Origin of the sequence: Streptomyces diastaticus subsp. diastaticus, from assembly GCF_011170125.1 — a bacterium.
Lineage (GTDB): Bacteria > Actinomycetota > Actinomycetes > Streptomycetales > Streptomycetaceae > Streptomyces > Streptomyces diastaticus.
This window is the reverse complement of sequence record NZ_BLLN01000005.1, coordinates 636,487-660,912: the sequence shown is the minus strand read 5'-3', so window position 1 is coordinate 660,912 and position 24,426 is coordinate 636,487. Positions and strand designations below refer to the sequence as shown.

General features: G+C 76.7%; 19 protein-coding genes, 1 tRNA gene and 1 pseudogene. 4 read left to right on the top strand and 17 right to left on the bottom strand.

From position 1 onward, the window contains the following. Nucleotides 1–154 precede the first annotated feature (154 nt). A complete protein-coding gene (locus tag Sdia_RS20455; protein ID WP_189499889.1) occupies nucleotides 155–2,239 on the bottom strand; it encodes an MDR family MFS transporter in 2,085 nt (694 codons plus the stop codon). A gap of 112 nt (nucleotides 2,240–2,351) precedes the next feature. Next, nucleotides 2,352–2,912 carry a DUF309 domain-containing protein gene (locus Sdia_RS20450; RefSeq protein ID WP_100453732.1) on the bottom strand — a complete coding sequence of 187 codons (561 nt, stop codon included), beginning with the start codon at nucleotides 2,910–2,912 and terminating at the stop codon, nucleotides 2,352–2,354. A gap of 170 nt (nucleotides 2,913–3,082) precedes the next feature. Between Sdia_RS20450 and Sdia_RS20445 the strand changes: the two genes are divergently transcribed. Both Sdia_RS20445 and Sdia_RS20440 read left to right on the top strand, forming a co-directional pair. Further along, entirely contained in the window at nucleotides 3,083–5,710 is a 2,628-nt protein-coding gene (locus Sdia_RS20445) for an ATP-binding protein (protein ID WP_189499890.1), read from the top strand. Between the two features lie 87 nt (nucleotides 5,711–5,797). Next, nucleotides 5,798–5,871, top strand: a tRNA-Pro gene (locus Sdia_RS20440). 234 nt (nucleotides 5,872–6,105) lie between these two features. Here the strand turns inward: Sdia_RS20440 and Sdia_RS20435 are convergent. After that, the gene (locus tag Sdia_RS20435) at nucleotides 6,106–6,582 is read right to left on the bottom strand and encodes an MSMEG_6728 family protein (RefSeq protein ID WP_100453734.1); all 477 of its coding nucleotides are present in this window, start codon (nucleotides 6,580–6,582) and stop codon (nucleotides 6,106–6,108) included. Between the two features lie 288 nt (nucleotides 6,583–6,870). Here Sdia_RS20435 and Sdia_RS20430 point away from each other — a divergent pair, with 288 nt between their 5' ends. Continuing rightward, nucleotides 6,871–7,701: a SigB/SigF/SigG family RNA polymerase sigma factor gene (locus Sdia_RS20430; protein WP_189499891.1), complete on the top strand. Its 831-nt coding sequence runs from the start codon at nucleotides 6,871–6,873 to the stop codon at nucleotides 7,699–7,701. Here the strand turns inward: Sdia_RS20430 and Sdia_RS20425 are convergent. The 12 genes from Sdia_RS20425 to Sdia_RS20370 are packed head-to-tail and all read right to left on the bottom strand — an operon-like array spanning nucleotide 7,681 to nucleotide 20,176. After that, on the bottom strand, nucleotides 7,681–8,616 hold the full coding sequence (locus Sdia_RS20425) for a glycosyltransferase family 2 protein (RefSeq protein ID WP_115069299.1): 936 nt from the start codon (nucleotides 8,614–8,616) through the stop codon (nucleotides 7,681–7,683). The two genes, Sdia_RS20430 and Sdia_RS20425, sit on opposite strands and share 21 nt — an antisense overlap. After that, the gene (locus Sdia_RS20420; RefSeq protein ID WP_100453737.1) at nucleotides 8,613–9,530 is read right to left on the bottom strand and encodes a glycosyltransferase family 2 protein; all 918 of its coding nucleotides are present in this window, start codon (nucleotides 9,528–9,530) and stop codon (nucleotides 8,613–8,615) included. Before Sdia_RS20420 ends, Sdia_RS20425 begins: the two co-directional genes overlap by 4 nt. Beyond that, nucleotides 9,520–10,530: a glycosyltransferase family 9 protein gene (locus Sdia_RS20415; protein ID WP_229830351.1), complete on the bottom strand. Its 1,011-nt coding sequence runs from the start codon at nucleotides 10,528–10,530 to the stop codon at nucleotides 9,520–9,522. Before Sdia_RS20415 ends, Sdia_RS20420 begins: the two co-directional genes overlap by 11 nt. After that, the gene (gene rfaE2 / locus Sdia_RS20410; RefSeq protein WP_100453738.1) at nucleotides 10,527–11,945 is read right to left on the bottom strand and encodes a D-glycero-beta-D-manno-heptose 1-phosphate adenylyltransferase; all 1,419 of its coding nucleotides are present in this window, start codon (nucleotides 11,943–11,945) and stop codon (nucleotides 10,527–10,529) included. Before rfaE2 ends, Sdia_RS20415 begins: the two co-directional genes overlap by 4 nt. Then, the gene (locus tag Sdia_RS20405) at nucleotides 11,942–12,619 is read right to left on the bottom strand and encodes a D-sedoheptulose-7-phosphate isomerase (protein WP_164382948.1); all 678 of its coding nucleotides are present in this window, start codon (nucleotides 12,617–12,619) and stop codon (nucleotides 11,942–11,944) included. Before Sdia_RS20405 ends, rfaE2 begins: the two co-directional genes overlap by 4 nt. Next, a complete protein-coding gene (locus Sdia_RS20400) occupies nucleotides 12,616–13,872 on the bottom strand; it encodes a glycosyltransferase (RefSeq protein ID WP_100453739.1) in 1,257 nt (418 codons plus the stop codon). The genes Sdia_RS20405 and Sdia_RS20400 overlap by 4 nt, the downstream gene beginning before the upstream one ends. Then, nucleotides 13,869–14,831: a glycosyltransferase gene (locus Sdia_RS20395; protein ID WP_100453740.1), complete on the bottom strand. Its 963-nt coding sequence runs from the start codon at nucleotides 14,829–14,831 to the stop codon at nucleotides 13,869–13,871. Before Sdia_RS20395 ends, Sdia_RS20400 begins: the two co-directional genes overlap by 4 nt. Beyond that, nucleotides 14,828–15,835: a glycosyltransferase family 9 protein gene (locus tag Sdia_RS20390; protein ID WP_189499892.1), complete on the bottom strand. Its 1,008-nt coding sequence runs from the start codon at nucleotides 15,833–15,835 to the stop codon at nucleotides 14,828–14,830. The genes Sdia_RS20395 and Sdia_RS20390 overlap by 4 nt, the downstream gene beginning before the upstream one ends. Beyond that, nucleotides 15,832–16,446, bottom strand: a complete 615-nt coding sequence (locus Sdia_RS20385; protein ID WP_181844087.1) for a D-glycero-alpha-D-manno-heptose-1,7-bisphosphate 7-phosphatase — start codon at nucleotides 16,444–16,446, stop codon at nucleotides 15,832–15,834. The genes Sdia_RS20390 and Sdia_RS20385 overlap by 4 nt, the downstream gene beginning before the upstream one ends. After that, nucleotides 16,443–17,486, bottom strand: a complete 1,044-nt coding sequence (locus Sdia_RS20380; protein WP_189499893.1) for a glycosyltransferase family 2 protein — start codon at nucleotides 17,484–17,486, stop codon at nucleotides 16,443–16,445. The genes Sdia_RS20385 and Sdia_RS20380 overlap by 4 nt, the downstream gene beginning before the upstream one ends. Beyond that, nucleotides 17,483–19,120 (bottom strand): carbamoyltransferase family protein, encoded by a 1,638-nt coding sequence (locus Sdia_RS20375; RefSeq protein ID WP_164378225.1) that lies wholly within the window; start codon nucleotides 19,118–19,120, stop codon nucleotides 17,483–17,485. The genes Sdia_RS20380 and Sdia_RS20375 overlap by 4 nt, the downstream gene beginning before the upstream one ends. A gap of 42 nt (nucleotides 19,121–19,162) precedes the next feature. Further along, a complete protein-coding gene (locus tag Sdia_RS20370; protein WP_115069301.1) occupies nucleotides 19,163–20,176 on the bottom strand; it encodes an NAD-dependent epimerase/dehydratase family protein in 1,014 nt (337 codons plus the stop codon). A gap of 216 nt (nucleotides 20,177–20,392) precedes the next feature. Here Sdia_RS20370 and Sdia_RS20365 point away from each other — a divergent pair, with 216 nt between their 5' ends. Next, a complete protein-coding gene (locus tag Sdia_RS20365) occupies nucleotides 20,393–21,283 on the top strand; it encodes a polysaccharide pyruvyl transferase family protein (protein WP_100454373.1) in 891 nt (296 codons plus the stop codon). A gap of 15 nt (nucleotides 21,284–21,298) precedes the next feature. On the opposite strand, the gene Sdia_RS20360 is transcribed toward Sdia_RS20365, so the two are convergent. Both Sdia_RS20360 and Sdia_RS20355 read right to left on the bottom strand, forming a co-directional pair. Further along, the gene (locus tag Sdia_RS20360; RefSeq protein ID WP_100453746.1) at nucleotides 21,299–21,898 is read right to left on the bottom strand and encodes a flavodoxin family protein; all 600 of its coding nucleotides are present in this window, start codon (nucleotides 21,896–21,898) and stop codon (nucleotides 21,299–21,301) included. 156 nt (nucleotides 21,899–22,054) lie between these two features. Further along, nucleotides 22,055–24,332: pseudogene (locus Sdia_RS20355) on the bottom strand (catalase). Nucleotides 24,333–24,426 lie beyond the last annotated feature (94 nt).

Below are 24,426 nucleotides of genomic sequence, written 5' to 3'. Positions count from 1 at the left end.
ACCGGGACCGTGCCACGTGCACCGGCTCCGACCCTCGGGGCGCGCCTCGGCCTCACCGGCCACGGGGCGGACGGCCGCGTCCGCCCCGGTGGTGTGAACCGGTCGTCGGGACACCGCCCGTGCGCACGGACGCCCCGGGCCGCCGCCCCCGGAGTCAGAGCACCGCCTTGGCCGACGTCGACCCCACCGGCCCCCGCTGCTCCGTCAGCCCCAGCGCCAGATCCTCCGCCAGCAGCCGCTTGGTGATCGCGTCCACCGCGCGGCGCAGATCCCGGTCGGCCGGCACGCCCCGGTCCTCGTCCAGCCGGGTACGCAGCCAGCGCGCCCACGCCTCGGTGATGACCGTGGCCTCCCGTGCCCCGGCACGGGTGTGGGTCAGCAGGGAGCCGGTGCGCAGCAGATAGCCCTCGTCCACCATCCGGTCGAAGACCGGCAGCAGCACCTCCGGCGGCATCTGGCGGCGGGCCGCGATCAGGCCGAGCCCGGCGTGTCCCACCAGCCGGGTGAACAGCTCCACCTGCATCACCGCCCACGCCCCGGCAGCGTCCAGCCTGGTGTCCGACTCCGCCACGATCCGCCGCGCCGTACGGGAGTCCGCCGACCGCAGCACGTTGGCCACCTCCCACTCCAGCAGCCGCTCGGAGTCGCCCGTGCCCGGTGTCGCGAACCCCTCGCCCATGTCGGTCGAGCCGTGCCGCGCGCTGTCCCGCAGCCGGACCTCCTTCAGGAACAGCGCCACCAGGAATCCCAGCAGCGCCACCGGCACCGTCCACAGGAACACCGTGTGCAGGGTCTGCGCGTACGCCTCCACCACCGGGCCGCGCGCCGTCCCGGGCAGCCCGTGCACCCCCTGCGGACTCTGCGCCGCCTGCGCCAGCGCCGCCGGGTCCACCCCGCCCGCCGCGGCCGCCGAACGCACCCCCTCGTCGAGGTTGGGGCCGAGCGCCGAGGCGTAGATGGTGCCGAAGACCGCGGTGCCGAAGGCGCTCCCCAGGGTCCGGAAGAAGGTCACACCGGAGGTGGCGGTGCCCAGGTCCGCGTAGTCCACGGTGTTCTGCACGACGATCGTCAGCACCTGCATCGACAGACCGATGCCGGCGCCGAGCACCACCATGTACAGCGACTCCAGCCACTCGCTGGTGCCCGCGTCCATCCGGGACAGCAGGAACAGCCCGAGCGCCATCACCAGCGACCCCGCCAGGGGGAAGATCCGGTACCGCCCGGTCCGGCCCACCACGGTGCCGCTCACCACGGACGCCGCCAGCAGCGCCACCACCATCGGCAGGGTACGCACCCCCGAGAAGGTCGCCGAGTCCCCGTCGACGTACTGGAGATAGGTCGGCAGGAAGGTCAGCGCGCCCAGCATCGAGAAACCGACGATGAAACTGAGCACCGCGCAGACGCTGAAGACCGGGTTGCGGAAGAGCCGCATCGGCAGCATCGGCTCCCGCGCCCTGGTCTCCGCGAGGCAGAAGAGCGCCAGTGCCACCAGGCCGCCCGCGAAGAGACCGATGATCACCGGGGAGCCCCAGGCGTACTCGTTACCGCCCCAGGCCGTCGCCAGGATCAGGGCGCTCGCGCCCACCGCGACGAGCGCGATCCCCAGGTAGTCGATCCTCGGCTTGTGGGCCGCGCGTACCGCCGGGATCGTCCGGGCGGCGGCGATCACCACGACGACGGCGATCGGGACATTGACGTAGAACGCCCACCGCCAGGTCAGATGGTCCGTGAAGAGACCGCCGAGCAGCGGGCCGACCACCGTGGAGACGCCGAAGACCGCGCCCATCGCGCCCTGGTACTTGCCGCGTTCCCGCAGGGGGATGACGTCGGCGATCAGCGCCATCGCCGTCACCATCAGCCCGCCCGCGCCGACGCCCTGCACCGCGCGCCAGGTGATCAGCAGCAGCATGTCGGTGGCGAGGCCGCACAGGAACGAGCCGGTGATGAAGACGACCGCCGAGATCTGGAAGACCACCTTGCGGCCGAACAGGTCGCCGAACTTGCCGACCAGTACGGTGGCCACCGTCTCGGCCAGCAGGTACGAGGTGACCACCCACGACATGTGCGAGGCCCCGCCCAGCTCCGAGACGATCGTCGGCAGCGCCGTCCCCACGATGGTCTGGTCCAGCGCCGCCAGCAGCACGCCCAGCGTCACCGTGACGAAGACGATGTTGCGCCGCCGCCGGTCCAGCACCGGCGGAGCGGCGGCCTGCGGCACGGACTCATCGGTGAGCGTCACAACCGCCACCCTCACACCGCCCCACCACGGACGCACCCGGACCCGGTCCGCTCCGGTGACCCCGCCCGCGCGGGCGGCGCCGGCCGGGCGCCCCCGGCCGGCGCGCGCCCCCTCAGTGCGACGCGCGCAACCGCGGTGCCACGGCCGCCGCGTCCGCCACCTGGCCCTCGGCGTCCACCCGGTCCGCCAGGGCCCGCGCCCACGCCACCACGCCGCCCGTGTCCAGACCGCCCGGAGCCGCCTCGGCCGGCCCGCCGGCAGCGGCCCACCGCGCCACCTCGTCCGCACCGCGCCGCAGCAGCCGGGCCCCGCCGGTCGTGTTGCCCCGGGCCGCGTGGGTGAGTCCCACCGCCGTCTGGGCCAGCCCGCGCCACAGGGCGCGCTCCTCCTCGGGCCCCGACTTCCAGGCGTCCTCGAACACCTCGTGCGCGTGGAAGGGCCGCCCCGCCCGCAGCAGTTCCTGGGCCTCGTCCACCGACGCGCCGGCCGTCCGGACCACTCCCTCCGGCGCCCTCGGCACCCCCGGCGCGCCGTACGGCAGGGGGCGGCCCAGGCCGTCCCGGGGGCGGGCGTTGCGTGCCCTGCCCTCGGCGTCCCGGTCCCGCGCCCGGCCGGGCCGTACCACCGCGCGCTCCTCGCCCGAAGCCCCGCTCCTGTCATCCCTGGGTTCCATCCCTCCATCCTGCCCGCCACCGCCGGAGCCCGGCCCGCACCCCTCACCCGCTCTCCGCACGCCCGGGGTGCGCCGGGCGTCCGGAAGCGGCCGAAGTACGTCGCCCGTACCACCGGGACGACTAGGCTCGTCGGAGTAACCGCACCTCGGACGAGCCCCCTTGGACAGGCATGACGACCACGCCGCCCCCGTGGCCCGGTGACCCGCTGCTGGAACGCGACCTGGAACTCGCGGCGGCGGACCGTGCGGTCGACGCCTTGTGCCGCGCCCGTCCCGAGGGCGGCCTGCTCGTCTACAGCGGTGCCGCGGGCATCGGCAAGACCTCCGTCCTGGCCGCCGTCCGCGCCCGGGCCGCCGAACGCTGCGCCGTCCGCTCCGCCCGCGCCGACCCCGCGACCACCGCCGTCCCCTTCCAGACCGCCCGCGCCCTGTTCGCCCCCGACCTCGCCGCACCCGGAGGCCGGGCCGACCTGCTGGGCCCCCACCGCGCCCTGGCCGGCCCCGCCCTCGGCCTCAACGCCCCGGGGTCCACCCCCGCCGACCCCCGGGGCGTCCAGGACGCCCTGGTGGAGGTGGCCGCCCGCGCCGCCCGCCGCCACCGTGACCGCCCGCTGGTCCTGGTCCTCGACGACGCCCACTGGGCCGACGGCGAGTCCCTCGGCTGGCTCTCCGCCCTCGCCCCCGGCCTGGCCCGCCTCCCGCTCCTGCTGGTCGTCGCCCACCGGCCCGCCGAGCACGCCGCCGAGGAGAGCCGCCCGCACCTCGGCACGCTGGGCACCGCCGCCCGCCAGCGCGTCACGCTGCGCGCCCTCACCCCCGAGGCCGCCACCCACCTCACCGGCCGCACCCTGGGCACCGGTGTCCCCGACACCCTCGGACGCGAACTGTGGACCGCCACCGGCGGCAACCCCTACGAACTGGTCGAACTCCTCACGCACCTGAGCGAGCACCCGCTCGCCCCCGGCACCGACCAGCCGGCCGCCGTCCGGGAACTCGCCGCCACCGTCCGCGGCCCCCGGCTCGCCGACCGCCTCGGCGCCCTGGGCCCCGACGCCGCCCGGCTCGCCTGGGCCGCCGCCGTCCTCGGCGCCGGCGTACCCCTGCGGCTCGCCGGCAGCCTCGCCGGACTCTCGGCCGCCCGACGGGCCGGCGCCGCCGCCGACCTGAGCGCCGCCCGCGTCCTGAGACCGGGCGACACCGTCGACTTCACCCATCCGCTGGTCGCCCAGGCCGTCTACGACGCCGTACCCGGCCCCCTGCGCACCGCCTTCCACAGCCGCGCCGCCTGGCTCCTGACCGCCGAGGGGACGGGCCCGGCCGCCGCCGCCCGCCACCTCCTGGAGGTCCACCCCGGCGAGAACTCCGCCCTGGTCGAGCAGTTACGCCGGGCCGCCCGCGACCACCTGGCCGTCGGCGCGCCCGACGCGGCCCGCCGCTGCCTCGAACGCGCTCTGCGCGAACCGCCCGAGCACCATCTGCGCGCCCTCGTCCACCACGAACTGGGCCGCGCCGCCCTGTTCACCTCACCCGCCGACACCGTCCGCCACCTGCGCGCCGCCCTCGAACTCCCCGGCCTCGACGACACCTTGCGCGCCGACGCCACCTTCCGCCTCGCCCAGGCGCTCGCCCGCAACCAGCAGATGCGCGAAGCCTCCCTCAGCGTCGCCTTCGCCGCGGCCACCACCGACCCCGGCCCCGAACGCGCACGCCTGCGGACCGCCCACTTCATGTACGACGCCTTCCGCGCCACCGAGGACGACGGCCCCGGCCGCTCCCGCCGCCTCGCCGAGCTGGCCGACCCCCTCACCGGCGAGGACAACGCCGAACGGGCCCTGCTCACCCTGCGGGCCTTCGACGGGATGCTGCGCGGCGAGAACCACACCGTCGTCGCCGAGTTCTGCGCCCGCGCCCTCATCGACGGCCGCCCCGCCCCGGGCCTCGGCTGGACCGACACCACCTGGGGCTTCGCATACCCGTGCCTCGCCGGCGTCACCTACACCTGGATCGACGAACTCGACCACGCCGAGCAGCTCTTCGGCGAAGCCGTGCGCGCCTGCGAGAGCTCCGGCTGGAGCGGCGGCCACCTGGCCTTCGCCCACATGCTCACCGGCGCCGTCCTGCGGCGGCGCGGCCGTCTCGCCGAGGCCGAGACGCGCCTCGGCGAGGCACTGCGGCTCGCCGACAGCATCGGCACCGGACTCCCCGTCCACCGGGGCACCGTCTGCCTGCTCGTCGACACCCTCCTGGCCCGCGGTCGCACCGCCGAGGCACACCGCCTCGCCCTGGCCCGGGGCTTCGGCCCGCCCTACCCCGACGCCATGATCCTGCCCGACGCCCCCAGCGTCCGCGGCCGCCTCCTGCTGGCCCTGGGCCGCGCCGACGAGGCCGTCGCCGAACTCGAGGCCGCCTCCGCCGCGGCCGGGCGGGGCCGCCACAACCCGGTCTGGGCCCCCTGGCCCCGCGACCTGGCCGCCGCCCTGGCCGACCGCGACCCCGAGCGCGCCCACGCCCTCACCCGCCGCCTGCGCGTCGACGCCGAACGCTTCGGCACCCCGACCGCCCTGGGCATGGCGCTCGGCTGCGAGGCCGCCCTCGCCCCGGCCGAGGCCGCCCCTGCCCTGCACGCCCGGGCCGTGGCCCACCTGGAGGAATCCCCGGCCCAGGACGAGCTGGCCCGCGCCCGGATCGCCCTCGGCCTCGCCGCGGCCGACCGCGACCAACTCCACCGCGGCCTGCGGCTGGCCCGACTGTGCGGCGCCGACGCCCTCGCCGAACAGGCCCGCGCGGCCCTCGCCTGAGCCGCCTCCCCACGGATGCCGAACCACTGCCGCACGTGGGGTAAAGTTCTTCTCGCGCGGTCGGCAGCACCACCGCAGACCGCGCACCGGGACGTGGCGCAGCTTGGTAGCGCACTTGACTGGGGGTCAAGGGGTCGCAGGTTCAAATCCTGTCGTCCCGACTCGTGAGAGTCGTAGATCGAGGGCCGGCTTCGGGACATCCGAAGCCGGCCCTCGGTCGTCTTCGGTGACCGGAGCCGGCCGGCCGAGGCGGCGGGGCACCTCCGTTCTGGCGCCTGCCGCTCCCCGGCCGACGGACGGGGCGGGCGCGTCGGCCCGGGCCGGACCCCGTTCATTCGGCCGGCGTGCGACGGCTGTCCCCGGCCGCTCGGGCGCGCCCCTCGCTCACCACACCCTCACTTTTTCGGGTGGTCCCGGTCCGAGGCGGGCCAGACGTACGGCAGGTCGTCGGGGTCGTCGGGGAACACGGGCGCGTAGAACGCCGGATCCTTGGCGCGCAGGGCCGAGCGGTGGCTGCGGTGGAACGCCGGGTCGCCGAGCCAGGGCGGCAACTCGCCGTCGGCGGCCAGCTGTTCCTGGGTCCGTACGTCCGGGTCCGTCCGGCGGTCCGCGAAGCCGGCGACCAGGGAGGCCGCGCAGGTGTCCGCGCGGCCCGACGCCGTCCAGGTCTCGCACACGTCGAGGCCGTAGCGGACCAGCGCCTCCTCGTAGCCGGTCCACATCCGCACGGCGGGGTGGTGCCGCCAGCCGTAGCCGGGGACGGTCAGGCCGCGCAGCACCTGGAGCGCCTCGACCCGCTGTTTGCCCAGCCTGCGCGGATCGAGGACCGCGGCCGACGCGGCGAAGCCGGGCCAGGGCAGGAACGTCTGCATGGTGATCCCTTCCCGCTCGCGGCGGGGACGAGAGTCCCTCTCGGGTGACCGGGACCGCCGGGGCCGGTCAGCCTCAATCTCGCACAGGACGTCGGCCCCCGCACCGGCACCGCCGCCGCGAGCGGCACGGCGGCTCGTCCGACCGGCCGCCAAAAGGTGCGAGGTGGGAGCGGACCGACAGGATGGACGTAAGGCGCCGGTCCTGGCCACAGGTGAGCGGGCAACTCGCGGGCCGGGGCGTCGGGCACCTCCCGAGTCCTCGTGAACCTGGCACCCCGGAGCGCACCGATGACGATCACCGCACCGCGGCGCTTCCCGGACGAGCCGGACCCCGGACGTACGGCCGAGTGGTTCCGCCGGCTGCGCGCGCTGCCCGAGGGGCAGGAGAAGCAGCGGCTGCGCGCGGCGCTGCTGGAGGCGTGGCTGCCCATGGCCCGCCGGCTCGCCTCCCGCTACCAGGAGCGCGGCGAGCCCTACGAGGACCTCTGCCAGGTGGCCGCCCTCGGCCTGATGAAGGCGATCGACCGCTACGACCCCGAGCGGGCGGGGGCCTTCGCGAGCTTCGCCGTGCCCACCGTGCGCGGGGAGATCAAGCGGCACTTCCGGGACAACACCTGGGGCCTGCACGTCCCGCGCCGGGTCCAGGAGCTGTGCACCGTCGTCCGGGCCGCCCTCAACGCACTCGGGCCCCGCACCGCGCCCCGCCGTCCCACCGTCGAGGAGCTGGCCGCGCACACCGCACTGTCCGGCGAGGACGTACGCCGGGGGCTGGAGGCCGTGCACAGCTACCGGCCGGTCTCCCTGGAGGCCCTGCTCAACCCGCACGTGCCGTTCGCGGTGGGGGACGTGCAGGGGGCCGCGGAACCGGGGTACGCCCTGGTGGAGGACCGCGAGTCGGTGCGGCGCGCGCTGGCCGCGCTGCCCGAGCGGGAGAAGCGCATCCTGTACCTGCGGTTCTTCCGCTCCATGACGCAAGGCTCGATCGGGGCGGAGCTGGGGCTCTCCCAGATGCACGTCTCCCGCCTGATCGCCCAGGCGTGCGCCCGGGTCCGCAGCCACGTGGAGAGCGATCAGGCCGCCGCCGGCCCGGAGCGCGGGTCAGCCGACGTACCGTCGTGACCCACCCGCGCGCTGCGCCTCCTCCAAGGCCCGCATACGTGCCTCCAGCGGCGCGGAGACCGGGTCGCGCAGCCGCAGTACCCAGGGCAGTCCGGCCAGTGCCCGGCCGAAGGCGGTCACCGAGGCGGCGTCCCGGGGCACCGTGCGCGCCAGATGGGCGGTGCGGCGGACCGCGGACCACAGCGGGCGGCGCAGCCAGGTGAACCACAGGGTGTTGCGCAGGCCGACGATCCGCCGGGCCCGGGAGTCCCGGAGCCGGGAGGGGGCGTGGTGGATCGTCAGCGCGGGCGCGTAACTCAGCCACCAGCCCGCCCGCTGGAGGTCGGTGGCGAGCAGTTCCTCCTCGCCGCCGAGCCACAGCGCCGGGTGGAAGCCGCCCGCCTGCCGGAAGGCGTCGGCGCGCAGGACGGTGGCGGCGGCCAGGAAGGAGCCGAGCGCCGGGCCGGGCAGCCACGGTGGTCCCGTCAGGGGCGAGTCGCGCAGTTCCGCGACGACCGGGTCCTCCTCGCCGGAGGGCTCCACGAGGATGCGCGCGGTGACCCCGGCCAGCCGGGGGCGGGCGTCCAGCAGGTCGGCGGCCGCACGCAGCGAGCCCGGCTCCCACCAGCTGTCGTCGTCGCAGAAGGCCACGTACGGCGTACGGACGCGGGCGACCGCGAGGTTGCGCCCGACGGCGCCCAGGTTGCTCCCGGCCCGCAGCAGGGTCATCCCGGGGAACGCGGCGGACACCGCCTCGGCGGTGCCGTCGGTGGAGTCGTTGTCCACGACGAGGACCGGGGGCCGCTCCGGCAGGTCCCGCAGCAGCCGCAGGGTGCGCAGGAGCTCCTCACGGCGGTCGCGGGTGATCACGACGACGCTGACCCGGTCGTCGGGGCCCGCCCTGCCGGGCGTCGTCGCCACGGGATGCTCGGTCATGTCCGCTCCACGGGGCGAGGGGGCGGCGGCACGTTCCGTACGGTGCGGACGGCCGCCTCGACCGGCGGCGGCAGCGGCCTGCGGTGCCACAGCGCCCGGGGCAGCCGCAGCAGGGCCCCGCCGAGCGCGCCGCGGGCGGCCGCGTCCCCGCCGAGCGCGTCGGCCGCCAGCCGCCGGGTGCTGCCGAGCGCCACCGGCAGCGGCCTGCGCAGCCACTCGGTGAGCAGTTCGTTGCGCCGGACCAGGGAGGTGCGGCCGGGCCGGGGCGCGGTGTCCGGGTGGTGGCGGGCGACGAGGGAGGGCTCGTGGACGACGCCCCAGCCGAGTGCGGAGAGGTCGTAGGCGAGCAGGGTCTCCTCGGCGCCGAAGAAGAGGACGCGGTGGTAGCCCCCGGCGCCGAGGAAGGCCGAGCGGCGGGCCACGGCCGCGCAGCCGAGGAAACCCAGCACGGGAACGCCGGGCAGGTCGGCGGCGGGCGGCAGGGGGGAGGCGGAGAGGACGGCGTTGAGCGGATCCTCCTCGGCCTCGTCCCCGACCAGGGTGCGGGCGGCGAGAAGCCCGAGCCGGGGGTGGCCGTCGAACAGGTCGGCCGCGCGGCGCAGCGTCCCCGGCTCCCACCAGGAGTCGTCGTCGCTGAACGCCACATAGGGGGTCGAGGCCTGGCGCACCGCCCAGTTTCGGCCGAGCGCGCCGGTGTTGCGGGGCGGGCGCAGGACGCGGGCGCCGACGGGGTGGCGTCGCAGGACGGCGGTGGTTTCCGGATCCGAGCCGTTGTCGACGACCACCACCGGCGGGCGCTCGGGCAGCCCGGCCAGCCGGTCCAGCGTGCGCAGGGCGCTGCCGGGCCGGTCCCGGGTGATGACGGCGACGGTGGTCCGCCCGTCGGCCCGGTTCGCGGGGGACTCAGCGGACACGGGCGCTCCCTTCCCCGTCCGCGGCCGGCGTCGCGGCGCCGGCCGCCGGGAGGCGGTTGCGGGCGGCGGTCAGCACCTCGTCCACGGTGACCCGCAGCAGTTGCGGGTCGGGGGCGGTCCCGTGCGGATCGCCGGGCGGGCCGGTGTGCCACAGGACCGCGTGCCGCCGCCGAGGGGGCGGGCCCCACGCGCTCGGCGGCACCGGGCCGAAGAGGGTGACCGAGGGCACCGCGTGGGCCGCCGCGAGATGGGCGGGACCGGTGTCGCCGCTGATCACCAGCCGGGCCGAGGCGATCAGGGCCGACAGCCGCGAGAAGGGCAGCCCGCCGGTGAACAGGTGGTCCGGGCCGATCCCCGCGGCGCCCGCCACCGCGGCGACCAGGGCGTCCTCGCCCGGCCCGCCCGTCAGGACGACCCGGTGCCCCTCAGCGGCCAGCGTGGCGGCGACCTGGGCGTACCGCTCGGCGGGCCAGCACCGGGCGACGGCGTCGGCGCCGGGATGCAGCACCACCGCGTCCGGGGCGGGCGAGGCGACCGGGGGCGCCGCCAGCAGCAGGTCACCGCTGTCCGCCGGCACACCGTGCGCCCGCAGCAGCCGGCACCAGCGCTCCCGCTCGTGCTCCGAGCGGCGCGGCCGGGGGCCCGCCGCGCCGCCCTGCGGCCGCGCGTACGCCAGCAGCCGCCGGGGCGTCAGGGCGGCCAGCGCGTCGCGGCTGAGCGGGCCGGTGCCGTGCAGGTCGACGGCGAGTTCCGGGGGCGGGCCCGGCCAGTGGCGCAGGTCCGGCACGCCGCGGCCCGGGGCGGCGGCGGGGAACAGCGCGTCCACGGCGCCGGTCGCGGCGGCCGCCTCCCGCAGCGCGGCGGGGGCGGCGAGGACCGTCCGGTGGCCGGGGAAGGCGCGGCGCAGGGCGCGAAGCGCGGGCACCCCGGCGAGCAGGTCGCCCAGGCCCAGGGCCCGCAGGACGAGCACCGTCGGCCGCCCGGTCGCGGCGGCGCTCACGGCGTACCCTCCGGCGCGGGTGCGGGCGGGCGCGCGGCCCGTTCGGCCAGCGTGGTGGTGGACCGCCCGTCCAGATAGGGCAGGAGCAGCACCTGGCCGCCCCAGCTCTCCACGAGCCGGGTCTCCGGCAGCGCCGACCGGGCGTAGTCGCCGCCCTTGGCCCAGATGTGCGGGCGCAGTTCGCCCAGCAGCCGCTCCGGGGTGTCCTCGTCGAAGACGGCGACGGCGTCCACGCACTCCAGGGCGTTGAGGACACGCATCCGGTCGGCCGCCTCCACCAGCGGCCTGCCGGGGCCCTTGCGGCGGCGGACGGAGGCGTCCGAGTTGAGGCAGACGATGAGGCAGTCGCCGGTACGGCGGGCGGCCTCCAGGAGCGCCACGTGCCCGGCGTGCAGCAGGTCGAAGCAGCCGCCCGCGGCGGCCACCGTGCCACCCCGGGCCCGTACCCGCTCGGCCAGTTCGCGGGCGCCCGGCGGCGCGGACGCCGTCTCCGGCCGGCCGTCGGCGACGACCGACGCCGCACCGCCCTCCGCGACGTAACGGGTGGCGGCCGCCACGGCGGCGCGGACCGCCTCCTCGGGCAGGGCCTCGTCCGCCAGCAGCCCGGCGGCGGTCGCCGCGAACCGGTCGCCCGCACCGCAGGCGTCACCGTGCGCGGACACCGCCGCCGGGACGAACAGCGGCGTCTCCCCGTGGGTCAGCAGCGCCCCCCGCTCGCCGAGGGTCACGGCGACGGCGGCGGCACCCCAGGCGTCGAGCAGCAGCCCGGCGTCCCGGACGGCCCGCTCCAGCGTCCCCGGGCCCGAAGGGGCTGAGCCGTGCGGCGGGTCGTCGGTGAGGCGGCGAGCGAAGCCGGCGGCCTCGGCCGCGGAGGGCGTCACCAGCCGGGTCCCGGGAACGGGCGGGCCACCGCGCGGGTGCGGGTCCCAGACGACCGGCGTACGGGCGGCCGCCCGCTCCAGTCCGGCCCGCAGGACGTCGGCGGCGCCCCGGCCGTAGTCCGCCACGAGCAGGCCCCGGGCGGCGCGTACCACCGAGCGGGCCTCCTCCGTGGCCTCCCCGGCCCGGCCGTCGCCCTCGTCGAGGCGGAGCAGCGGGCGGTCCGCGCCCAGTACCCGGGTCTTGCGGGGGAGCGTGCCCGAGAGCGGCAGTTCGACCAGCCGCACCGACCCGGCGAGCAGTTCCCGGACCGCCCGCGAGGCCGGGTCGGCGCCCAGGGCGGTGACGAGGGTGACCTCCCGGCCGTCCCGGGCGGCGAGCCGGGCGGCGAGCGCCGCGCCGCCCGGCCGCCGCACCGCTCGGGCGCCGCTGACCACCGGCACGGGGGCGTCGGGCGCCAGCCGTTCCACCCGGCCGTGCACGTCCTCGTCGAGCAGCGCGTCCCCGACCACCACCAGCGGCGCGCGCGCCGTCACTGCCCGGCCTCCGTCCCCGTCAGGCCGGTGTCCGCGGGCGGCGCCTCCACCACCGCGGCCGGGCCGGCGGTGAGCTCCACCGCCCGGTCGAAGGACTCGCAGAGCATGTGGACCGCGACCAGATGCAGTTCCTGGACGGTCGCCGAGACGGGAGCGTCCACGCAGAGCGCCTCGTCGCACACGGCCTCCAGCGGGTTGGGTGCCGGGCCGGTCAGCGCCCACACCGCCATCCCGGCGCCGCGCGCCTGCTCGGCGGCGGCCAGCAGGTTGGCGCTGGCCCCGCTGGTGGACAGGAGCATCAGCACGTCGCCGGCCCGGCCGTGCGCCCTGACCTGCCGTGCGAAGACCTCCTGCACGCCGTAGTCGTTGGCGATGGCCGTCGTCGAGGAGGTGTCGGCGTGCAGGGCCAGTGCCGAGTAGGCCGGCCGGTCGTCGCGGTAGCGGCCCACCAGTTCCGCCGTCAGGTGCTGGGCCTGCGCGGCGCTGCCGCCGTTGCCCGCGACGAGCAGGCGCGCGCCGCTGCCGAGGGCCTGGGCGAGCGTGCCGCCCCAGCGGTGGAGCAGCGGCGCCGAGCGGCGGAACGCCGCCAGGGCCGTGAGGAGTTCGTCGCAGTGCCGGTCGTCGGTCCCGGCCGGCTGCGGGGTGCGGGGATGTGCGTCGATACCCGGTTTCATCGAGCTGCCTCCGAGAGCGGGGGAGCCGCCATGGCTCCTTCGTACACCCGGGCGACACCGTCGGCCACCCGGTCCCAGGTGTAGTGGTCCAGTGCCCGGCGCCGCCCGGCCGCGCCGTACCGCGCCAGGCGGGCGGGGTCGTCCAGCAGGTCGCGGACGACCCGGACGAGGAAGCGGTCGCCGTCCGGTCCCGAACCCTCCGGCCGGCCCGGCACGTGCGCACCGGTGACCTGGTCGACGACCGTGTCGAGCTGGCCCCCGACGGCCGTCGCCACCACCGGCGCCCCGCAGGACATCGCCTCGATCGGCACGATGCCGAAGGGTTCGTACTGCGGGAGCGACAGCACCAGGTCGGCCCGGGAGAGCAGCGCGGGCATCTGCGCGTGCGGCACGGCGCCCAGCAGGGTCACCCGGTCGGCCACCTCGCACTCCGCGGCGATCTTCCGCAGCCGCTCGGCCTCCGGGTCGGCGAAGAGCAGGGACGCGTGGGGGCCGCCCGCGACGAGCAGGTGGGTGTCGGGGAGGTGCCGCAGCGCCCGAATCGCCCGGTCGAAGCCCTTGCGCGGCACCAGCCGGCCGACGGCCAGCAGAGTGCGCGGGGAGCCGGGGCCGCCGGCGGGCACACCGGCGACCGGGGAGAAGTGGTCGGTGTCCACGCCGCAGGGCACCACGGCCACCCGGTGCGACGGCACCCCCATCGCCAGCAGTTCGCGGACCTCGTCGGCGCAGGTCGCGAGCACGGTCCGGCACAGCCGGCCCAGCTCGGCCTCGGTGGCGATCCGCCCGGGCGGGCTGGTGTCGGCGGGCCCCTGGTGGCGCCGCTTGACCGTGCCGAGCGCGTGGAACGTCTGCACGACCGGCACGCCCGGCCCCTGGGCCCCGGCCAGCGCCGCCGTGCCGGACATCCAGAAGTGGGCGTGCACCACGTCCGGCGGACGGGCCGTCCAGTCCCGGGCCAGACGCTCGCCGAAGGCGGGCATGAACGGCAGCAACTCGTCCTTCGGGACAGGGCCGGGCGGGCCCGCCGCCACGTGCTCGACGGTGAAGCCGCCGGCCGCGACCCGGGGCGGCAGGCTCTCGTCGTCGCGCCGCGTGTAGACGGTCACCTCGTGGCCCCGGCGGGCCAGTTCCCCGGCGAGCCGTGCCACGTAGACGTTCTGGCCGCCCGCGTCCGCCCCGCCGAGCGCCGCCAGCGGACTGGCGTGCTCCGAGACCATCGCGACGCGCCGCGGCGTCCTTCGGGGCTGCCTCATCGCGCGACCTCCTTCATGAGCCGGTCCCAGTCGTCCAGGAACCGCCGGAGCCCGTACCGGTCGAGTGCCGCGGCCCGGGCCGCCTCGCCCGCCGCCCGCGCCAGGCCGTGGTCGGCGAGCAGCCCGCGCACCGCGTCGCGCAGCACCTCCGGCCGGTTCGAGACGGCGCCCGCCTCCTGGGGGACGGCGTCCCGCGCCTCGGTGGTGTCCAGGGCGACCACCGGCATGCCCAGGAACATGGCCTCCAGGAGCGACAGCCCGAGGGAGGTCCAGCGCACCGGGTGCAGGTACAGCCGCCGCCGGGCCATCGCCGCGTGCAACTCGCTCTGCGGGAGGTCCTGGGCGCGGCAGCGGTCGGCGGGCAGGCCCAGGTGGCCGGCCAGCCCCCCGGTCCCCATCCCGAAGACGTCCAGCGGCACCGTCTCGGCGAACGACGGCAGCAGGTCCGTGCCGGTCGTGCGGCCCCGGCGCACCGGCTCGTTCACGACGACCGCGGCCCGTTCGACCTCGCCGCTCCACAGCGGACCGGGGTCGACGACGCCGTGCTCCACCACCGTCGTCGGGGCGCGGCCGCAGTCCCACATGAGGCGGTTGAAGTGCGTGACGTGCACGACCGGGATGTCCGACCGCCCGGCCAGCGGATGGCGGGTGCGCTCAGGCGAGCCGTCCGGCGCGTTGTGCTCCACGTACACGGCGGGCACGTCGCGGCCCGGCACCCGCCCGGTCCACCGTTCCGCCAGCTCCGCCTCGTGCGGGCGCTGGAGCACCATCAGGTCGATCTGCTCCTCGCGCAGCCGCTCCGGGACGACCTCGCGGACCGTGGCGGGCCACTGCCAGGTCTGCGCCCGGCCACGGCCGTCGGGGCCCCGGCCGGGCAGGACCGGGACGAGGTAGCCGTGCGGCCCCTGGACGAACGAGGTCGTCCAGGACCCGTGCACATGCCAGATCAAGATGTTCATTCCGCCTCCTTCAGCAGCTTCTGCACGGACCGCACGACATCGGCCGCCGTGACCTGCTCCAGGCACGGGTGGCCGGGCACCGGGCAGTCACGGGCGCGGGTCCCCGCGCACGGCGCCCCCTGGTCGCCCAGCAGCACGGCCGGAACCCGGTAGGGCCCCCAGCGCTCAGCCGGGACGACCGGGGCGAACAGCGAGACGACGGGGGTGCCCACGGCGGCCGCCAGGTGGGCCGGTCCGGTGTTGCCGCAGACCACGGCCTCGGCCCCGCGCAGCACTCCGGCGAGCACGCGGGGAGCCGTACGGCCGCCGAGGTCCACGGCGACGTCCCCGCTGACGTACCGGGTCAGCCGCCGCTCCTCCGTACCGCCGGTCACCACGACCCGGTGGCCCGCGTCGGCCAGCAGCGCCACCGCCTCGGCACACCGTTCCGCGCTCCAGGTCCGCGCCGGGACGCTGGCGCCCGGGTGCACCACGATGTACGGCCCGTTGCCGGTGAGCGGCACGGTGTCCGGCGGCGGGTTCACCCGCAGCGCGCCGTCGTCGCCCGGGGGCAGGGCGAACCCCATCGCCCCGGCGGTGTCCAGGGCGGCCTCGGCCTCGTGCCGGCCGGGCAGCCGGCGGTGCCGGACGTCCAGCAGGCTGCCGGGGTGGTCGGTGCTGTCCGCGCCGACGCGGCCCACGCCGGCCAGCCGCAGCAGCAACGCGGCCGGCAGCGGGCTCTGGTGGAAGGAGGTCAGCACCAGCGCCGTGTCGTACCCGCCCGCGCGCAGCCGGTCCGTCATCGCCCGCACGGCCGCCGGGTCCACCGCCGGGGGCCGCACGCCCTCCCACGGCGCCTCCCACACCAGGACGTCGTCGACGCCCGGCAGCAGCCGGGCGGCCGGTTCGCCCCGCGGGCCGCACCAGAACGTCACCTGGTCGGCCGCGGCCGCCACCGCCCGTACGGCGGGGCCGGCCAGCAGGACGTCACCGAAGCTGTCGAGCCGTGCCACGAGCGCTCTCACCGGGCCTCCCCTCCGGGCCGCGCCGGCCGGGCCGCAACCCGCTCCGGACGGACGGCGGCCAGCAGTTCCCGGACCGCGCTCAGCAGGTCGGGCGCGGTGTGCGGGGCCGCCGCGACCTCCTCGGCCAGGGTCCGCGCGGTCGGCACCAGCACGCCGCGCGCCCCCGCGGCCCGCGCGGCCGCGACGTCCGCTCCGATGTCCCCGACGACCGCGCACCGCTCCGGAGCCACACCGAGGCGCCGCGCCGCCCGCAGGACGAGCCCGGGGGCGGGTTTGCGGCAGGCGCACCCCTCGCCGGGGGCGTGCGGGCAGAAGACCCACACGTCGAGCCCGCCGAGCAGGGCGTCGGCGCGCCGGTTGACCCGGCGTACGTCGCCCGGGGTGAGCAGGCCTCGCCCGACCCCGGACTGGTTGCTGACGACGCCGGTCGCCACCCCGCGTTCCCGGAGCAGCCCCACCGCCTCCCGGGCGCCGGGCATGAGCCGGACCCGGGCCGGGTCGGCGTTGTAGGGGACGTCCACCACCAGGGTGTCGTCCCGGTCGAAGAGGACGGCGTCCCACACCTGAGCGCCCTCGGCCGGGGCCCCCGGCGGACCGGCGGGGGGCGTCACGGGGCGCCCTGCCAGGGCCGGGCGCCGCGGTGGCGGGCCGTTCCGGCGAGCCGGTGGCCGACGGCCAGCGGTGGGATCAGCACGCTGGTGGCCGCCATGGTCGCGACCTCCCGGGCCGTCCACGGGCCGCCCCGCAGCCGGGCCGCGGTGAACTCGGCCGTGCCCAGCGCCCACAGCGAGGCCGCCAGCGCGGCGGGGCGCCGGTGGCCCGTGAGCAGGCAGAGGGAGACGGCGGCCGCGGCGGCGGTGACGAGGAGGTGCCCGGGGAACCTGCCCTTCGGGGCGCGGGCCCGCGTCCACCAGTCGCGGCCGTGCAGCCGCGTCATCAGCACGTCGTCGGCGTTGCCGCGCTGGGCCCGTACCGAGACCCACGGGCCGGCGGGCCGGACGGGGTGACGGGTGGTGCGCGCGCCCCGGCGCAGTTCCCAGCCGGCGCCCAGTACCCGCAGCGCCAGGTCGGCGTCCTCCCGGAACGCCCGGCGGAACCGTTCGTCGAACCCGCCCACCGCCCGCAGCGCGTCGGCCCGGTAGGCCATGTCGGCGGTGGCCCAGGAGGCGTCGGCGAGGCCCGCCGTCCCGCGCTCCCAGTCGGTGGGCCGCCGGTCCTCGGGCAGCGGCACCACCAGCCGCCCCTGGACCCCGCCGGTCGCCGGGGAGGCCGCCGCGAGGTCGGCCGCCAGCCGGCGCCGCCAGTCCGCGTCCACCCGTACGTCGTCGTCGAGGAAGACCACCCAGGGGGCGCCGGCCTCGCGCAGCCCGGCGTTGCGGGCGGCGGCCGGGCCCGCGCCGTGGGTCGCCCGCACCCGCAGCCGGTCGCGAAGCACCCCGGCGGCGGCGAGCGGCAGTTCGTCGCCCGGCTCCGGCCGGTCGTCCACGACGACGACCTCGACGGGCGGCGGCCCGTCCGCCGTCGCCAGCGCCGCCAGGCAGTCGGCCAGGCACTCCCGGCCGATGGTCGGCACGACGACGGCGTACGCCGGGGCGTCCGGCGCACCGGTGCCCCCGTCGCCCCGTACCTGCCGGGGATCGGCCACGCTCATCCGAAGAACCTCCCCCGACGGACCGCGAACGGCCCCAGTGCCAGCAGGTCGACCGGGGCCGAGCCGAAGCACTCCAGGGCGTCGCGGGGATCGTCGACCATGGGGCGGCCCGCGGTGTTCAGGCTGGTGTTCACCACCACCGGCAGCCCGGTGCGCTCCTCGAACGCGGTGAGCATCCGTGCCACCAGCGGTTCCTCGCGGGCGTCCACGGTCTGGACCCGGGCGGTGCCGTCGACGTGCACGACCGCCGGTACGCGCTCGCGCCACTCCTCGGCCACCTCGTGCACGAAGAGCATGTAGGGACTGGGCAGCGGACCACCGGAGAAGATCTCCGCCGCCCGCTCGGCCAGCACCATCGGGGCCACCGGCCGGAACTCCTCCCGGCCCTTCACGGCGTTGAGCCGTTCCAGGTTGGCGGCCCGGCCGGGGTGGGCCAGGAGCGAGCGGTGGCCGAGCGCCCGGGGCCCGAACTCCGACCGTCCCTGGAACCAGGCGACCACCCCGTCCCGGGCCAGCTCCTCGGCGACCACGGCCGCGATGTCCGCGGGCTCCTCGTAGGGGACGGCCGCGGTCTCCAGCCACTGCCGCAGCTCCTCGTCGCTCCAGCCGCGGCCCAGCGCCGGGGTCGGCATCGGGCCGACCGGCTCCTTCTCCCGCGCCACGTGCAGCGCCGCTCCGACGGCGGTCCCCGCGTCCCCGGCCGCCGGCTGCACCCACACCTCGCGGAACGGCCCCTCGCGGTACAGCCGGGTGTTGGCCACGCAGTTGAGGGCCACGCCGCCGGCGAAGGTCAGCGCCGCCTCACCGGTCTGCTCGTGCAGCCACCGGGCCAGCCCCAGCACCGTCTCCTCCAGGCACTGCTGGGCGCTGGCGGCCAGGTCCGCGTGGTCCCGCGTCCACGGCTCGCCCGGCCCCCGGCGCGGGGTGAACTCCCGCCAGGGCACGGGACGCGCCCGGAACCGGCCGTTCCCCTCGGGACGCGCGTAGCTCCGGATGCGGTCGGCGAAGCGCGGCGTGCCGTACGAGGCCAGGGCCATGACCTTGAACTCGTCGCTGCTGCGCAGGAAGCCCAGGTGTTCCGTCAGGTCCTCGTAGAAGAGGCCGACCGAGTCCGGCAGGTCCTGCGTGGCGAGGACGGTCAGCTCCCGGTCCCGGTAGTGCCCGGCGAGGTACGCCCCGCACTCGCCCCGCCCGTCGAGGACCAGCACCGCGCTGTCCCGGTGCGGGCCCGCCATGCCGGCCGACGCGGCGTGCGCCATGTGGTGGGGGACGAAGCGGACCTTGCCGGGAGCCAGCCCCGGAAGCGCCTCGGCGAGGAAGCCGGGGGCCTGCCGGGCGTAGTCCTGCCGCAGCCAGTCCCAGGGGTCGTCCAGGCCCAGCTCGTCGGCCGGTGCCGAGAGCCCCGGGTCGTAGGAGTAGGCCACCGCGTCCAGGTCCGCCGGGGTCAGCCCGGCCTGTTCCAGGCACCAGCGGGCGGACAGCTCCGGGAGCTCCCAGGCGGAGAAGGGCAGCGGGCGCTTGCCGTGCTTGCGGCGGCTGAACCGCTCCTCCTCGGCGGCGGCCACCACCCGGCCGTCGACGACCAGGGCGCAGGCGGGATCGTGGAAGAGGGCGTTGACTCCGAGAATGCGCATGAGGGCTCCAACGTGACGACGTGGCGGGGAGGGCGGGTGGTGTCAGGCGCCGCTCCGGTCGGCGAGGGGGGCGGGCCCGGTGCCGGTGCCGGGAGCCCCCGCGAAGTGCGCGATCGTGCGCTTGAGCCCCTCCTCCCAGCCGACCACCGGCTCCCAGCCGAGCAGCTCACGGGCGAGCGCGGTGTCGGGCCGCCTGCGCTCCGGGTCGTCCACCGGGCGGTCGACGAAGACGAGGGTCGAGCGGGAGCCGGTCAGTTCCACGACCTTCTCGGCGATCTCCCGGACCGTCACCTCGTCGCTCCCGCCGATGTTCACCGGCCGCACCGAGCGGCTCGCGGCCACCAGCAGCACGCCGTCCACGGTGTCGTCCACGAAGCACAGTGACCGCGTCTGGCTGCCGTCCCCCGCCACCGTGACCGGCTGACCGGCCAGCGCCTGGCGGACGAAGGTCGGCACGGCGCGGCCGTCGTGGGTGCGCATCCGGGGGCCGTAGGTGTTGAAGATGCGCACGATGCCCGCGTCGGTGCCGCGGACGCTCGCGTGCGCGGTCACCAGGGCCTCGGCGAAGCGTTTCGACTCGTCGTACACGCTGCGGGGGCCGACCGGGTTGACGTTGCCCCAGTAGTCCTCGCGCTGCGGGTGGACCAGTGGGTCGCCGTACACCTCGGAGGTCGAGGCGAGCAGGAACCGGGCGCCGTCCCGCTCGGTCAGGGAGAGCGCGTGGCGGGTGCCGCCGCTGCCGGCGTCCAGAGTCTCCAGCGGGTACCGCAGATAGTCGACCGGGGACGCCGGGCAGGCGAAGTGCAGGACGAGGTCGTAGGGGCCGGGCAGCTCCTCGGCGCATCCCGGGGAGGCGAGGTCGCACTCGACGAACCGGAAGCCGGGGCGCCCGGTCAGGTGGGCGACGTTGCCCAGGTCGCCGGAGAGCAGGTTGTCGGCGCAGTCGACCTCCGCACCCGCGTCGAGCAGCCGTTCGCACAGGTGGGAACCGAGGAATCCGGCGCCGCCGGTCACCAGGGCGCGACGCCAGTCGCTGCGCGTGAGCTTCGGTGCCATGTCCGTCCTTCTTTCGCAGGAGAGAGGGCGAGGGCGTAGGGGGTAGGCAGGAGGGGCGGGCCTCGCACGACCGGGCGGGGCAACGCCACTGGGTGCCCGCGCAGCGGCGGTCCACACGTCGCGCGGCCCGCCCCCGACCGCGCCCCGCGACGCCTCGTACCTCCAGGTGAGCGCCGCTCACCCCCGCTGAACTGGAGCGATGCCGTGAACGACCCGATGGACGACGTGATCGCCACGCTGCGTGACCACCCGGACGGGCCTCAGCGGTTGCTGGTCACCGGGTGGTTCAGCTTCGAGGACGGGGAGGTGACCGCCGGGGACGTGCTGGCCCTGCGCGCGGCCGAGGCGGCGCTGACCCGGGCGGGCCTCGCGTACGACACCGCCTGGAGCGCCGGATTCCGGCCGGACGCCCTGCATCTGGAGGCCGCCCGGCCGCAGGAGTACGGCCACCTCCTCTTCGTCTGCGGACCGCTGCACGGCGAGCAGATCAGGGCGCTGCACCGGCGTTACGCCCACTGCCGCCGCCTGGCGGTCGACGTCAGCGTCGTCGATCCGGGCGCGCCGGAGGTGACCGGCTTCCACCTGGTTCTCGCCCGGGACGGTGCGGGAAGCCCCCGGGCCGACCTCTCGGCCCGCGCGGCGGTGGGGCCCCTGCCGCCGGTCGTCGGCGTGGTCCTGACCGAGGGGCAGGGGGAGTACGGGGCGGCGCGGCGCCACGAGTCGGTCGGGGCGCTGCTCCGGGACTGGGTGGCGCGGCGGGACTGCGCCCGGGTGCCCGCGGAGACCCGGCTCGACTCCCGGGACTGGCGGCTGTGCGCCACGCCGGAGCAGTTCCTCGCCCTCGCCGGCGGCTGGGACCTGGTCCTCACCACCCGGCTGCACGGACTGGTGCTGGGGCTGCGGGCCGGGGTGCCCGTGCTGGCGGTGGACCCGGTGGCGGGCGGCGCCAAGGTGAGCGCCCAGGCCCGCGCTCTGCGCTGGCCCGCCACCCTGCCGGCGGACACAGCCGGCGAGCCGCTCCTCGACCGTTGGTGGACGTGGTGCCTCTCTCCGGCGGGCCGGGCGGCGGCGCGCCGCCGGGCCCGGGCGATGAGGCCCCGTGGCTAGAGGCGGCGGGCGGCGTCAGCTCGCGGGGAACGGGGCGTCGTCCAGGAGGCGCGCCAGGTGCGCGGCGTTGGCGGCGAGGGCCCGTGTCGTACTGGCGACCGCCTCCGGGGTCTCCCGCAGGTCCTGGTAGTCGGTGCCGTGCATGGCCTCGCCGACCCAGTACGTGGCGGCGCCGGCGGCCAGGGTGAAGCCCACGTCGTTGAGGCCCTGGAAGACGTCGGCGCTCACCTTGTGGGCGCCGTCCTCGTTGCCCACCACGGCGACGGCGGCGACCTTGCCGTACATCAGGGGCAGCCCGTCGTCGCCGGTCTCGGAGGTGTCGGCGTTCAGCCGCTCCAGGACCCGCTGGCAGACGCTGGACGGGTGCCCGAGCCAGATGGGCGTCGCCAGCACCAGGACGTCGCAGGCCAGCACCTTCTCCCGGAGTGCGGGCCAGTCGTCCCCCTCGCCCATGTCCGGCGCGACCCCCGGCAGGACGGAGTGGTCGGCCACCCGCACCGTCTCCCCGGGGATGCCGCGGGAGGCCAGCTCGGCCATCACCTGGTCGGCCAGGTGATGACTGCTGGAGGGGGTGGGCGAGGCGTTGAGGCTGCAGACGAGGGCCAGAGCGCGCATCGGGCTTCCTTCTCTCTCGGCGGATCGGCGTCCGGCCTGGGTACCCGCTGACCGGCGACTGATGCGCGAGGCGCGGGAGTATCCGTACGACGCGCGCCCCCGGCCTCGCGACGAGGCCGGGGGCGGTGGTGCGGACCGGGGGGCCCGGCGGGCCGGTCAGAGGGTGGTCGGGAAACGCTCCCACACGCGGTGGGCGCCGAGCAGCGTGGTCACCTCGTCCAGCACCTGGGCGGCACTGTCACCGGTGACCACGCCCGGCGCCGTCAGCGGGCAGCCGGCCGCCGGGAGGACCTGCTCGCCGCCGTTCCACGCGCCGATGGCCTTGCCGTGCCGGAACGCCTCGGAGACCAGCAGGAGCAGCCGGGGGTCGCTGACGGAGGAGGCGTGGGCGTCACCGGCCTTGGCGTCCCGCGCGCCGAGCGCGTCGGCGCCCGCCGCGGGGGTCCCCGCCAGCACGACCGCGTCGAACTCCACCGAGCGGGCGGTGGCGAAGGTCCGCTGCACCGTGACGGCGTCGTCGCCGGTGCCCAGCTTCCCGCCGGCCGGGGCGATGACCAGCGGCACCAGGCCGCGCTCCAGCAGCGACCGACGCAGCGACCGGACACCCGCGAGGTCGGCGTCCGCGTCGGCGACGATGCCGACGATCCGGCCGTCCAGCGGCCAGGTCTGGCCGACCTGCGACAGGGCGGGGCTCGGAGCGGGGTCGGCGAGGGGCTCCTCGGCGGCCGGGGCGGGCAGGCCGAGGCCGGTCGCCACCTGCTCGCACAGCTCGGTGTCGATGCGGGCCAGCACCTTCAGCGCGCGTTCCTTGACGGCCTGCTCGTAGCACTTGCCCAGCTCGAAGGTGTACGCGGCGACGATGTGCTCCCGTTCGACCGGCGTCATGCTGAGCCAGAACAGCCGGGGCTGGGTGAAGTGGTCGTCGAAGGAGGCGGGCGCCTCGCGGACCTTGCGGCCCGCCGCCACCTCGGCCGGCACCTCGACGTACGCCCCGTCGTCGGCGCCCGCCAGGAAGGGGCAGCCACCGTCCAGCGAGTTGGGCCGGTACGGAGCGACGCCGCGGTGCACGGCGGTCTGGTGCATGCCGTCGCGCAGCATGTCGTTGACCGGGGCGTGCGTGCGGTTGACCGGCAGCTGGGCGAAGTTCGGTCCGCCCAGCCGGGTCAGCTGCGTGTCGAGGTAGGAGAACATCCGGCCCTGGAGCAGCGGGTCGTTGGTCACGTCGATGCCGGGGACGAGGTGGCCGGTGTGGAAGGCGACCTGCTCGGTCTCGGCGAAGTAGTTGGACGGGTTGGCGTTGAGCGTGAGCAGGCCGACCGGCTGGACGGGGGCCAGTTCCTCGGGGACGATCTTCGTCGGGTCGAGCAGGTCGATGCCCTCGAAGGTCTGCTCCGGGTTGTCCGGGAAGGTCTGCACCCCCAGCTCCCACTGCGGGAAGGCGCCCGCCTCGATGGCGTCGGCCAGGTCGCGGCGGTGGAAGTCCGGGTCCACCCCGCCGGTGATCTGCGCCTCCTCCCACACCTGGGAGTGCACGCCGAGCCTGGGCTTCCAGTGGAACTTCACCAGCGTGGTGCCGCCCTCGGCGTCGACCAGCCGGAAGGTGTGGACGCCGAAGCCCTCCATCATCCGGTACGAACGGGGGATGCCCCGGTCCGACATGTTCCAGAGGGTGTGGTGGGTCGCCTCGCTGTGCAGGGGTGACGAAGTCCCAGAAGGTGTCGTGGGCGCTCTGCGCCTGCGGGATCTCCCGGTCCGGGTGCGGCTTGCCCGCGTGGATGACGTCGGGGAACTTGATGGCGTCCTGGATGAAGAAGACCGGGATGTTGTTGCCGACCAGGTCGAAGACGCCCTCGGAGGTGTAGAACTTCGTCGCGAAGCCCCGGGTGTCGCGCACCGTGTCGGCCGAACCGCGCGAGCCCAGCACGGTGGAGAAGCGGACGAAGACGGGCGTCTTGACGTCCTCGCCGAGGAAGGCGGCCTTGCAGATCCGGGCGGCGGTGCCGTAGCCCCGGAAGACACCGTGCGCGGCTGCTCCCCGGGCGTGGACGACCCGCTCGGGGATGCGCTCGTGGTCGAAGTGGGTGATCTTCTCGCGCAGGTGGTGGTCCTGGAGGAGCACCGGCCCGCGCGGACCGGCCTTCAGCGAGTGGTCGGTGTCGTGGAGCCGGGTGCCCTGGGCGTTGGTCAGGTAGGCCCCGCCCTGCGCCACGTCGGCCTGGCCGGCCCCGGTGGGCCGGCCGGTGGGGCTGACCGTCGCGGGACCCGTCTGGTCGGGCTTGGGCGGCAGGGGCTCGTGCGGCGTGGTCGGTTCGGCCACCGGCGGACTGGCGCTGGCGGGCTTGCCGGGGACGCCGTCCTCGGGGCCCTCACGGCCGAGCACCGCCTCGGCGGCCTTCTCGGCCACGGCCTTCAGCGGGTTCTTGCTGTCACTCATGCGCTGCTCCTGACGCGTTTCAAGGGTGGTCCTCACATCCGTTCCCGCCCCCGCCGGTTCCGTGGTGGGCCACCCGGGGGACGCACGGCCGCCC